Origin of the sequence: Azospirillum sp. (assembly GCF_035627195.1) — a bacterium.
GTDB lineage: Bacteria > Pseudomonadota > Alphaproteobacteria > Azospirillales > Azospirillaceae > Azospirillum.
Window position 1 is genome coordinate 55,663 of sequence record NZ_DASPMG010000121.1, and the last position, 12,158, is coordinate 67,820.

The 12,158-nt window shown below is 70.8% G+C and carries 11 protein-coding genes; 10 read left to right on the forward strand and 1 reads right to left on the reverse strand.

What is annotated here, in order from left to right; translation table 11 throughout:
- The first annotated feature begins 89 nt into the window (after nt 1–89).
- The 10 genes from VED21_RS11370 to VED21_RS11415 are packed head-to-tail and all read left to right on the forward strand — an operon-like array spanning nt 90 to nt 11,359.
- The gene (locus tag VED21_RS11370) at nt 90–3,086 is read left to right on the forward strand and encodes a xanthine dehydrogenase family protein molybdopterin-binding subunit (RefSeq protein WP_324882469.1); all 2,997 of its coding nucleotides are present in this window, start codon (nt 90–92) and stop codon (nt 3,084–3,086) included.
- On the forward strand, nt 3,083–3,910 hold the full coding sequence (locus VED21_RS11375) for an FAD binding domain-containing protein (RefSeq protein WP_324882470.1): 828 nt from the start codon (nt 3,083–3,085) through the stop codon (nt 3,908–3,910). Before VED21_RS11370 ends, VED21_RS11375 begins: the two co-directional genes overlap by 4 nt.
- A complete protein-coding gene (locus VED21_RS11380) occupies nt 3,898–4,401 on the forward strand; it encodes a (2Fe-2S)-binding protein (RefSeq protein ID WP_324882471.1) in 504 nt (167 codons plus the stop codon). Before VED21_RS11375 ends, VED21_RS11380 begins: the two co-directional genes overlap by 13 nt.
- Nucleotides 4,394–5,908, forward strand: coding sequence for an AMP-binding protein (locus tag VED21_RS11385; protein WP_324882472.1), 1,515 nt, complete (start codon nt 4,394–4,396; stop codon nt 5,906–5,908). The genes VED21_RS11380 and VED21_RS11385 overlap by 8 nt, the downstream gene beginning before the upstream one ends.
- A gap of 30 nt (nt 5,909–5,938) precedes the next feature.
- On the forward strand, nt 5,939–6,745 hold the full coding sequence (locus VED21_RS11390; protein WP_324882473.1) for an enoyl-CoA hydratase/isomerase family protein: 807 nt from the start codon (nt 5,939–5,941) through the stop codon (nt 6,743–6,745).
- A 28-nt stretch (nt 6,746–6,773) separates the two neighbouring features.
- Complete coding sequence (locus tag VED21_RS11395) at nt 6,774–7,943, forward strand: ABC transporter substrate-binding protein (RefSeq protein ID WP_324882474.1); 1,170 nt, start codon at nt 6,774–6,776, stop codon at nt 7,941–7,943.
- 54 nt (nt 7,944–7,997) lie between these two features.
- Complete coding sequence (locus tag VED21_RS11400; RefSeq protein WP_324882475.1) at nt 7,998–8,891, forward strand: branched-chain amino acid ABC transporter permease; 894 nt, start codon at nt 7,998–8,000, stop codon at nt 8,889–8,891.
- The gene (locus tag VED21_RS11405) at nt 8,884–9,900 is read left to right on the forward strand and encodes a branched-chain amino acid ABC transporter permease (RefSeq protein WP_324882476.1); all 1,017 of its coding nucleotides are present in this window, start codon (nt 8,884–8,886) and stop codon (nt 9,898–9,900) included. The genes VED21_RS11400 and VED21_RS11405 overlap by 8 nt, the downstream gene beginning before the upstream one ends.
- Complete coding sequence (locus VED21_RS11410; protein WP_324882477.1) at nt 9,897–10,649, forward strand: ABC transporter ATP-binding protein; 753 nt, start codon at nt 9,897–9,899, stop codon at nt 10,647–10,649. Before VED21_RS11405 ends, VED21_RS11410 begins: the two co-directional genes overlap by 4 nt.
- Before the next feature lie 2 nt (nt 10,650–10,651).
- A complete protein-coding gene (locus VED21_RS11415) occupies nt 10,652–11,359 on the forward strand; it encodes an ABC transporter ATP-binding protein (protein ID WP_324882478.1) in 708 nt (235 codons plus the stop codon).
- 20 nt (nt 11,360–11,379) lie between these two features.
- Here the strand turns inward: VED21_RS11415 and VED21_RS11420 are convergent.
- Nucleotides 11,380–12,158, reverse strand: a 779-nt coding sequence (locus VED21_RS11420) for a quinone oxidoreductase (RefSeq protein WP_324882479.1), incomplete at its 5' end; no start/stop codon positions are given.

Consider the following 12,158-nt stretch of genomic DNA (forward strand, 5'->3'; position numbering starts at 1 on the left):
ATGAGACTGTAGGGTAAATCCCGACACCCCCTGGTAACAGGGGTCGGCGCCATCCGCGCTAGCCTTCCCGCATTCGGGAGGAAGGCTCAATGACGGCGATCGAGACCGTTCGAAACGCAGCGAGCGACGCAGCTGACGCACCTCTGGTGGGCCGGCCGATCCCGCGCTTGGAAGACGCCGCGGTGCTGACCGGTGCCGCGCGCTACGCCGACGACCTGCCGGTCAAGCCGGGCACCCTGCACGCCGCCATCCTGCGCTCGCCCCACGCGCACGCCGAGGTGCTGGGCATCGACGCGGCCGACGCACTGGGCATGCCCGGCGTGGCGGCGGTCATCACCGGCGAGGACGCCAAGCGCCTTGCCAGCCCGTTCCTGGTCGGCGTCAAGGCGCCTATGGAGCACTGGTGCTTGGCGGTGGACCGCGTGCGCTACGTCGGCGAGCCGGTCGCCGTGGTGCTCGCCGACAACCGCTATCTGGCCGAGGACGCGCTGGACCGCATCTCCGTGCGCTACCGCCCGCTGCCGCCGGTGATGAGCGTGGAGCAGGCGGCCGACCCGGCGTCGGAACTGCTGCACCCGGCCGTCGGATCGAACATCGTCAACACCCGCAGCTTCCTCTACGGCGAGCCCGACGCGGCCTTCACGGCCGCCGAGCACCGGGTGACGCTGACCGTGCACTACCCGCGCAACTCCTGCACGCCCATGGAGTGCTTCGTCGTCCTGGCCGACTACGACCCGGCCGAGGGGGCGTACGAGGTGCTGTCCAACTTCTCCGGCCCCTTTGCCGTCCACCCGGTGATGGCGCGGGCGCTGAACGTGTCGGGCGCCAAGCTTCGCCTGAAATCGCCGCCGCATTCCGGCGGCAGCTTCGGCAACAAGCAGGCGGTGTTCCCCTACATCGTGCTGATGGGCGTGTGCGCCCGCGCCGCCGGCCGGCCGGTGAAGTGGGTGGAGGACCGGCTGGAGCACCTGATGGCCGCCACCTCCGCCACCGGCCGGCGCATGGACCTGGAGGCCGCCGTGGCGGCGGACGGCAAGGTGCTGGCGCTGCGCATGCAGCAGACGGAGGACTGCGGCGCCTACCTGCGCGCACCCGAGCCCGCCTCGCTCTACCGAAACCACGGGAACCTGACCGGTGCCTACGACATCCCGCACCTGTCGGTGGTCAACCGCATCGCCGTCACCAACAAGACGCCCAGCGGCCTGAACCGCGGCTTCGGCGGCGGGCAGCTGTATTTCGGGCTGGAGCGGCTGATGCACCGCATCGCGCTCGCCCTTGGCCTCGACCCGCTGGACGTCATCCGCCGCAATCTGGTGCCCGCCGCGGCCATGCCCTACGCCACGCCGTCCGGCGGGCGGCTGGACTCCGGCGACTACCCGGCGACGCTGGGGGAGGCGGTCGAGAAGGGCGGGCTGGCGGAGCTGAAGGCCCGGCGCGACAAGGCGCGTGCCGAGGGGCGGCTCTACGGCATCGGCTATGCCGCGGTGGTGGAGCCGTCGATCTCCAACATGGGCTACATCACCACGGTCCTGACGGCGGAGGAGCGGCGCAAGGCCGGCCCGAAGAACGGCGCCCAGGCGGCCGCCACGGTGGCGGTGGACCCGACCGGCGGCGTGTCCGTCGGCGTGGCGTCCGTGCCGCAGGGCCAGGGCCACCGCACGGTGCTGGCGCAGGTGATCGCCGACGTCTTCGGCCTGAAGATGGAGGACATCCGCGTCGTCACCGACTTCGACACGGCCAAGGACGCGTGGTCGATCGCCGCCGGCAACTACTCCAGCCGCTTCGCGGGCGCCGTGGCCGGCGCCGCGCACATCGCCGCGACCCGCCTGCGCGACCGGCTGGCGCGGCTGGCCGCCGGGCAGCTGAACGTCCCGGCCGAGGAGATCCGCTTCGCCAAGGGCAAGGTTTTCGCCGCCGGCAACCCGGAGAACGCGCTGTCCTTCTCCCGCCTCGCCGCCGCCGGCCACTGGTCGCCCGGCACGCTGCCCGATGGGCAGGAGGCGGCGCTGCGCGAGACCGCCTTCTGGACGCCGGAGCCGCTGAAGGCGCCGACCGACGCGGACCACATCAACAGCTCCGCCTGCTACGGCTTCATCTTCGACTTCTGCGGGGTGGAGGTGGACCGCGACACCGGGCGGGTGCGCATCGACCACTACGTCACCATGCACGACGCCGGGCGCCTGCTGAACCCGCTGCTGGTCGAGGGGCAGGTGCTGGGCGGCTTCTCCCAGGCCGTGGGCGTGGCGCTGTACGAGGAATACGCCTACGGCGAGGACGGGCGGTTCCTGTCCGGCACCTTCGCCGACTACCTCGTGCCCACGGCCGTGGAAGTGCCGGTACCGGTGATCCTGCACCGCGAGAGCCCCTCCCCCGTCACGCCGCTGGGCGCCAAGGGGGCCGGCGAAGGCAACAACATGAGCACGCCGGTCTGCATCGCCAACGCGGTGGCCGACGCGCTGGGCGTCGACACCGTGGACTTGCCGCTCACTCCCGCCAAGGTGGCGGCGATGATCCACGGCGCCGAGCCGCCGCGCCCCGCCACGGCCGGCGTCCCGCCCGCTCCCGCCGTTTCCGGCGGCCGGGGCCTGACCGGCGAGGGCAGCCGCACCGTGCCCGCCAGCCCCGAACAGGTGTGGGCGATCCTGCTGGATCCCAGGGAGCTGGCCGCATTGCTGCCCGGCTGCGAGGCGCTGGAGCTGGCCGGCCCCGACGCCTACCGGGCGGAGGTGGTGGTCGGCGTCGGCCCGATCCGCGGGCGCTACACGGCGGAGGTGGCGCTGTCCGACCTGAAGCCGCCCAATTCGCTGACGCTGACCGGCAGCGGGTCCAGCGCCCTCGGCACCGGGCGCGGCACCGGGCTCGTCACGCTGGAACGCACGGCGGCGGGCACGACCGTCCGCTACCGCTACACGGCGGAGGTCGGCGGCAAGGTGGCCGCCGTCGGCGGGCGCATGCTGGACAGCGCGGCGCGCCTGCTGATCGGCCAGTTCTTCGACAAGCTGATCGCGCGGGCCGGCGGGCCGGCGGCCGAGGAACGCCCGTCGCTGCTCACCCGCCTCCGGCACCTCTTGGGGATTTCCCGATGAAGCCCGCCCCCTTCGACTACCTGCGCCCGGCCAGCGTGGCGGAAGCGCTGGCGGCCCTGGCCCAGGGCGGCGAGGACGCCCGCATCGTCGCCGGCGGCCAGTCGCTGATGCCCATGCTGAACATGCGCCTCGTCCAGCCGCGCCTGCTGATCGACCTGTCCCGGCTGGAGGAGCTGCGCACACTCGACGCGACCGACGGCTGGCTCACCATCGGTGCCGCGGTCACGCAGTCCGAGCTGATGGCGCGGCCGACGCTGGCGCGGGAAGTGCCGCTGCTCGCATCCGCCCTGCCCTGGGTCGGGCATTTCCAAACGCGCAACCGGGGCACCGTCTGCGGCTCCGTCGCGCACGCCGATCCCAGCGCGGAGATCCCGCTGTGCCTCGTGGCGCTGGGGGGCGAGGTGCTGCTGCGCTCGGCGCGCAAGCGGCGCACGGTGCCGGTGGCCGACTTCTTCGTCGGCCCGCTGACCACCGCCAAGTGGGCGGACGAAATCGTCGAGGCGGTGCGCGTCCCGCTCGCCAAACCCGGCGGCGGCCACGCCTTCCGCGAGGTGGCGATGCGGCATGGCGACTTCGCCATCACCGCCTGCGCCGCCATTGCCGACGCGCAGGGCATCCGCCTCGCCGTCGGCGGCGTCGCCGACCGGCCGACGGCACGCGACTGGCCCCTGCTGGACGGCGCCGCCCTGGACGAAGCGCTCAACGCCTTCGCCTGGGACCTCGGTGGCGACGACGACCAGCACGCCACCGCCGCCTACCGCCGCACCCTCGTCCGCCGCATCGGCCGCACCACGATCGAGGAGGCTCTCGCATGCCGGTCCTGACCGCCGACGCGCGGCACACCGTCACCATCACCCTAAACGGCAAGGCGCGCACGGGCACCGCGCACCCGCGCCTGCTGCTCAGCGACTTCCTGCGCCACGAGCTGGGCGCGCACGGCACCCGCGTGGGGTGCGAGCACGGCGTGTGCGGCGCCTGCACCGTGCGCATCGACGGCGTGGCCCAGCGCGCCTGCCTGACGCTGGCCGTTCAGGCCGACGGGCGGCGCATCGACACCGTCGAAGGTCTCGCCAAAGAAGACCGCATGACCGCCTTGCAGGAGGCCTTCAACCGCCACCACGCGCTGCAGTGCGGCTTCTGCACCGCCGGCATCCTGATGTCGCTGTCCGACTACCTGGAGCGCGTGCCCAAACCATCGGAGGAGGAGTTGCGCGACATGCTGAGCGGGCACCTGTGCCGCTGCACCGGCTACGCCGGGATCGTGCGCGCGGTCATGGACGTGACCGGCCAAAGCACGGAGACCACCCATGTTTGACCTCGGCCGCAGCTTCCTTGCCAGCGTGGAGCGCAGCCCGGACGCCTTGGCCCTGGTGGACGGGCCGGTGCGCCTGACCTACGCGCAGTGGGCGGACAGGGTCCTGCGCGTCGTGGCGTCCTTCGAAGCCATGGGGCTGAGGCCCGGCGACATGGTCGCCACGGCGCTGCAGAACACCTGGCCCATGGCCACCATCCACTGGGCCTGCCAGCTGGCCGGCCTGACCGTGGCGCCCTTCAACTGGCGCATCAAGGCGGAGGAGCTGGACTACTGCCTGCCCGACGCCGGGGCGAAGCTGCTGGTCTTCCAGGACGTCTCGGCCGAGGCCGTCGCCGCCTCCCCCGCCGCACAGGCGCTGCCGCGCGTCGATGCCGCGGAATTCGACCGCCTGCTGGCCGCCGAACCGGCCCCGGCGGTGTCGCGGGCGACGGCCGAGAGCCTGTCGCTGCTGCTCTACACCTCCGGCACCACGGGCAAGCCCAAGGGCGTGCCGCGCCGGCACCGGGCGGAGCGCGCGGCGGCCGTCGCCCACGTGGCGCAGAACTGCTACGCCATCGGCGAGCGCACGCTGGGCGTCATGCCCCTGTACCACACCATGGGCGTGCGTTCGCTGCTGTCCATGGCGCTGATCGACGGGTTGTTCGTCTGCCAGCCGCGCTTCGACACCACGGGTGCCCTCGAGTTGATCGAGCGGGAGGCGCTGACCTGCCTCTACCTCGTGCCGACGCTCTACCACGACCTGCTGGCCAACCCGCGTTTCGCCCAGACGGACGTGTCGAGCGTGCGCAAGCTGGGCTTCGCCGGCGCGCCGATGACGGACGGCCTCCTGCAGAAACTGGACAAGGCGTTCCGGCCGCAGCTGTTCGTCAACCACTACGGCTCATCCGAGATCTACACCTTCACCATCAACCAGAACGCCCCGGCCAAGCCGGGTTCGGCCGGCCGGGCGGCGCTCAACCAGCGCATCCGCGTGGTCAAACTCGGCTCCCACGACCCGGAGGAGCGCGCGGCGGTGGGCGAGGAAGGGCAGATCATCGCCGACCTGACGGGCGACGAGGCGTTCGAAGGCTACCTGAACCGCCCCGACGCGGACGCCAAGGCGCTGCACGCCGGCTGGTACTTCACCGGCGACACCGGCTATTTCGACGCCGACGGCGACCTGTTCGTCTCCGGCCGGGTCGACGACATGATCATCACCGGCGGCGAGAACGTCTCCCCCGTGGAGATCGAGAGTGTGCTGTCGCTCCACGCCGACGTGCTGGAAGTGGCCGTCGCCGGCCTGCCAGACGAGCGCTGGGGCCAGAAGGTCGTCGCCTTCGTCAAGCGCCGGGCGGGCGTCGATCACGCGGCACTGGACGCGCACTGCCGCACCTCCGGCCTCGCCAACTTCAAGCGCCCGCGCGAGTACGTCTTCCTCGACGAGATCCCGAAATCGCCGGTCGGCAAGATCCTGCGCCGCAAGCTGCAGGCCGGCGAGTTTCACCCCGAACAGCCCGATGCCACCTGACCCGATGCCACCTGACAGGAGTATCCTGACGTGACCGCCTACACCTTTGCCGACACCGACCTCCTGAAAGAGCTGGACGGCTTTCGCGTCGAGTTCGACGCCTCCAGGGAGCGCGCCGACATCGTGCTGAGCCGGCCGCCGATGAACATCGTCGCCATGCGCCAGCGCGACCAGTTCCGCGCCGTGTTCGAGGCGCTGGACCGCGATGACCGTGTCAGGGTCATCGTGCTGCGCGCCGACGGGGAGAACTTCTCCTCCGGCGGCAACATCGCCGGCTTCATGGAGGCGAGCCCCGAGCACGTCTCCGAACTGGCCAACAACATCGCCGCACCCGAGCGCTGCCGCAAGCCGGTGATCGCTCAGGTGCGCGGCTACTGCTTCGGCGTGGGCTTCGAGCTGTCGCTGGCCTGCGACTTCCGCATCGCGTCGGAAACCGCGCAGTTCGCCCTGCCGGAGATGCGCATCGGCATGATCCCCGGCTCCGGCGGATCGGCGCGGCTGCTGCACATGATCGGCATCGCCCGCACCAAGGACATGGTCATGCGCGCCCGCCGCGTGCCCGGCCGTCAGGCCGCCGAGTGGGGCTTCGTCACCGACTGCGTGCCCGACGCCGATCTGGAGAAGACGGTGGACGCCCTGGTGGACGAACTGCGCGGCTTCTCGCCGTTGGCCCAGCGCACCATCAAGGTCGTGCTGAACCGCGGCCAGCACACCTCGGTTCAGGGTGCCATCGAGATCGAGGGGCAGGCCTACGGCCGCCTGCGCAACTCCAACGATTTCAAGGAAGGCGTCGCCTCCTTCCACGAGAAGCGCAAGCCAACCTTCAGCGGCAGCTGAGCGAACGACAAAACCAAGGGAGGGAACCATGTCGAAGACGACCACCATCCTTGCCGCGGCCCTGCTGCTCGGCACGTCGGCCGCCGCACTCGCCGCCGATCCCATCCGCATCGGCGTGGTGACGCCGCTGTCCGGCACCTACGCCCCCATCGGCCAGCAGGTCCGCTGGGGCCTGGAACTCGCCGCCAAGGAGGTCAACGACAAAGGCGGCATCGCCAGCCGCCCGGTCGAGCTGATGTTCGAGGACGAGGAGGCCAACCCCTCCGTCGCCGTGCAGAAGGCGGAGAAGCTGTTCCAGGTCGGCAAGGTCGATTTCCTGACCGGCACCGTCAATTCCGGCTCGACGCTGGCCGTGGGACAGGTGGCGGAACGCAACGACCGGCTGATCGCCACCACCGTGTCGTTCGCCGATTCCATCACCACCGACAAATGCTCGCCCAACGTCTTCCGCGTCAACGCCCGGGCCGGCCAGCAGTCGGCGGCGCTGGCCGAGTGGTTGAGCAAGGAGAAGCCCAAGAGCAAGGTCTTCTTCCTCGGCCCCGACTACGAGATGGGGCGTTCCACCGTCGCCGCCTTCAAGCAGGCCGCCACCGCCAAGGGGGCCAGCGAGGCAGGCGAGGTCTTCGCGCCGCTCGACAGCAAGGACTACACCCAGTACTTCGGCCAGCTGCGCGCCTCGCGGCCCAGCGTCATGTACACCTCGGTGGCGGGCAACGACACGGTGCGCCTGCTCTCCCAGCTGGAAGAATACGGCCTCTTGCGCAACATCACCGTGGTGGGCGCGTCGGGCACGGTGACCTCGCAGAACATCGGCGCCATCGGCAAGGCGGCGGAGGGCTTTGTCACCGGCGTCGGCTACTCGCCGGAGATCGACACGGCGGAGAACAAGGCCTTCGTCCAGGCCTTCCGGGCCGCCTACAAGACCGACCCGGACCTGTACGGCGCCGACAGCTATGGCCTGATCCACTTCTACAAGGCCGCGGTCGAGAAGGCCGGCGGCACGGAGACGGCCAAGCTGCGCGAAGCCATGCGCGGCATCCAGTGGGCCACGCCGCAGGGCACCAAGACCATGCGCGCCGGCGACCATCAGGCGGTGCAGGACATGTACGCGGTGCAGGTGAAGGGCGGCAAGTTCCAGATCGTCGGCACCGTCCCCGGCGACGCCGCCATCGGCCAGGACGCCTGCACGAAGTTCTAGAAATCCAGCCCCTTCCCTCCCCCGCCTCCGGCGGGGGAGGGAAAGTGAGGATCCATGCCCGAGTTCTTCGATTACTTCCAGTTCGTGCTGGCGCCGCAGGTGCTGAACGGCCTGTCGCTCGGGGTCGCGGTGATCCTGATGGCGCTGGGGCTGACCATCATCTTCGGCCTGCTCGACGTCATCAACATGGCGCACGGCGAGTTCTACGCCATCGGCGCCTTCCTGGCGCTCAGCGTGGCGGCGCTGGGCCTCAACTTCTGGATCATGCTGGCGCTCATCCCGCTCTTGATGGTCCCCATCGGCTGGTTCACCGAGCGGCTGCTGATCCAGCGCGTCTTCCACAGCCGGGAACGGCACATCCTCACCCTGCTGCTCACCTTCGGGCTGGGCATGATCCTGGAGGACGTGCTGAAGCTGATCTACGGCCCCAACACCATGAAGCCGGACATGCCCATCGGCGGCGGCACGGAGATCCTGGGCATCTTCCTGCCCAACTACCGGCTGTTCCTAATCCTGTTCGGCGCGGCGCTGATCCTGGCAGTGTGGCTGGTGGTGTTCCGCACGCGGCTCGGCGCCATGGTGCGGGCGGCGGCGTGGGACAAGGACATGGCGTCGTCGCTGGGCGTACCGGTGCGCCTCGTCTACTCCGGCACCTTTGCGTTCGGGGTGGCGCTGGCCGGGCTGTCGGGGGTGCTGCTGGCGCCCATCTACTCGGTCTTCCCCACCATGGGGCGCGACTTCATCCTGATGGCCTTCACCGTGGTGATCGTCGGCGGCATGGGTTCCATCCAGGGCGCCGTCGTCGCCGGCCTGCTGCTGACGCAGGTGCAAGCCGTCTCCAGCCTCTACATCTCCCCCGTGTGGACGGACCCGCTGGTGTTCGGGATCATGGTCATGGTCCTGATGGTGCGGCCGCAGGGGCTTTTCGGAAAGCTCGGCAATGCGTGACGCGACCATCACCGGGCGCCTGGGCGCCCGCGGCCGGGAGGCGGCACGCGACGCCGTGCACGTCCTGGCTCTGGCCTTCCTGGCGCTCGCCATCGGCTTCGGCGTCGTCGCCTGGGCGGTGGGCGACACCTTCTACCTACGCCTCGCCACCGAGGCGCTGATCTTCGCCGGGCTGGCGATGAGCGTGGACATCCTGCTGGGCTACACGGGCCTGCTGTCGCTGGGCCAAGCGCTGTACTTCGGGCTGGGCGCCTACACCTCGGCCGTGGTGCTGCGCAGCGTCGGGCCGTCGTTCTGGCTGGCGATGGGGGCGACGCTGCTGCTCGCCACCGTGGCCGGTACCATCGGCGGCTTCATCGCCAACCGGGTGAAGGGCGTGTACTTCGCGCTGATCACCTTCGGTCTGGCGCAGGTCGCCGCCAAGGTCGTCTACAACACGCGGGAACTGGGTGCCTCCGACGGCCTGATCGGCGTGCCGGAGATCGCCATCGAACTCGGCCTGTTCACCGTGCAGGCGGCCAACCCGGCGGCGTTCTTCCTGTTCGTGCTGGCGCTGACCATGCTGATGTACGCCGGCCTCGCCTACCTGATGGACACGCCGTTCGGCCGCACGCTGGTCGCCATCCGCGCCAACGAGAAGCGCGTGCCCTTCCTGGGCTTCAACCCGCTGACCTACCGCATGCTGGCCTACGTCCTGGCGGCGAATGTCGCGGCGCTGTCGGGGGCGCTGTACCCGATGCTGCGCGGCTTCGTATCGCCGGAGCTGCTGTTCTTCCAGACCTCGGGCAACGCCGTCATCACGGTGATCGTCGGCGGGGTCGGCACGCTGATCGGCCCGATCGCCGGCAGCGTGCTGCTGACGGCCCTGCGCTCCGTCATCGGCACCTGGACCGAGCACCACCTGATCGTCATCGGGGTGATCTTCATGCTGTCCGTCATCATCCTGCCCAAGGGGCTGGTGGGCGCCGTGCGGCCCTGGCTGCAGCGCCGCCTGGGAGGCAACCCATGACCCACCCCACCACCGCCGTGCTGTCCGTGCGCGACCTGACCGTCAACTTCGGCGGGCTGGTCGCCGTCAATCGGATGAGCTTCGATGCGGAGCGCGGGCGCATCACCTCCGTCATCGGGCCGAACGGGGCGGGCAAAAGCTCGCTGTTCAACCTGATCAGCGGCGCCATCCGGCCCACCGGCGGGCACGTCCTGCTGGAGGGTGCCGACGTCACCGGCCGGCCGCCGCACCGCATGCTGGCCGCCGGCCTCGCCCGCTCCTTCCAGATCACCAACCTGTTCTTCGAGCTGACGGTTCTGGAGAACCTGCGCCTCGCCGCCCAGATCGCGGAACCGCCGCTGGCCTCCGTCTTGCCGCTCGGGCGCAGCCGCCACGCGCTGGAGCGGGCGGACGCGCTGCTGGATCGCTTCGCGCTGTCGCCCAAAGCGTTCGAGCTGGCCGGCAACCTGTCGCACGGCGAGCAGCGGCGCCTGGAGATCGCCGTGGCCCTGGCGTGCGAGCCACGCGTCCTGCTGCTGGACGAGCCGACGCAGGGCATGAGCCACGGCGACACCGCCGACACGGCCGATATGATCAAGCGCCTGGCCGGCGAGATCACCGTGCTGCTGATCGAGCACGACATCGGGCTGGTGATGACGCTGTCCGACCATGTCGTCGTCATGCACCAGGGCCGCAAGCTGGCCGAAGGCGCGCCGGCCGTCGTGCGCGCCGAGCCGGCCGTCCAGGCCGCCTATTTCGGACACGCATAGCCATGCTTGATGTCGCCAACCTGCACGCCCACTACGGGCTCAGCCACGTGCTCCAAGGCGTCAGCCTGACTGGCCGGCCCGGCGAGGTGGTCAGCCTGTTCGGCCGCAACGGCGTGGGCAAGACCACCATCGTCAAGACCATCGCCGGCTGGCTGAAGCCCACCTCCGGCACCATCCGCCTGGACGGCCAGGAGATCGCCGGCCGCCCCGCCGACCGCATCTGCCGCCTGGGCCTGGGCGTCGTGCCGGAGGATCGCCGCATCTTTCCCGGCCTGACCGTGCAGGAGAACCTGGAACTTGGCCTGCTTCAGGCCCCCGGCCGGCCGGGCCGCGCGCAACGGGACGCGCTGGACCGCGTGTTCGACCGCTTCCCTCGCCTGAAGGAGCGCCGCCGGCAGATGGGCACCACGCTGTCGGGCGGCGAACAGCAGATGCTGGCCATTGCCCGCGTGATGGTCGGCGAGCCGCGCATCCTGCTGATCGATGAGCCGACCGAGGGGCTGGCCCCGATGATCGTCGATGAGATCTTCCAAATCATCACGACCCTGCGCGACCAGGGCCTGCTGATCCTGCTGGTCGAACAGAACGTCCACCGCGCGCTGGAGGTGACCAGCCGCTTCTACGCCATCGAACGCGGTCAGGTGGTGTTCACCGGATCGGCGGCCGACGCGGCGGACCGGGAACGGCTGTTGGGCCTGATCGCGGTGTAGGCGCGGCCCAATAGCGAAACTCACGGCAGCAGGATCGTCGCCCCCACGCTTGCGCGGTCCTCAAGCCGGCGGTGCGCCAGCGCGGCGTCGCGCAGCGGCATCCGGGCGCCGATCAGCGGCGCCACCAGCCCGCGGCGCAACGCGCCGAACAGCCGCTGCGCCGACAGCCGCGCCTGCGCCTGGGTGCCGACGTAGTGCCCGAAGTTCGGCCGCGACACGCGGCCCGATCGCTCGGCCAGGGCCGCCACGTCCAGCGGCTCCAGGTGTCCGGCGGCCTGCCCGAAGCTGACGATGTGGCCGCACGGCGCCAGCAGCGCCATGTCGCGCGTCAGGCTGTCGCGCCCGACCGCGTCGTACACCACGTCCGCCCCGCGCCCGCTGGTGAGATCCAGAACCCGCGCCGGCACGTCCGCACCGGCCAGCACCACGTGCGCACAGCCGTGAGCGCGGGCGACGCGGGCCTTGGCCTCCGACCCGACGATGCCGATCACCGTGGCGCCCAAGGCGCTCGCCCACTGGCAGAGCAGGACGCCGACACCGCCCGCGGCGGCGTGCACCAGCACCACGTCGCCCTCCTGCACGGCGTGCACGCGGTGCAGCAGGAATTCCGCCGTCATGCCCTTCAGCAGCACGGCCGCCGCTGTCTCGTCGTCCACGTCGTCGGGCAGCGGGACCAGCAGCTCGGCCGGCATGGTGCGGCGCTCGGCGTAGGCCCCTACCGGTGCGCAGGCATAGCCGACGCGTTCCCCCGGTGCCACGTGCGTCACCCCCGGCCCGACCGCCTCGACCACCCCCGCCC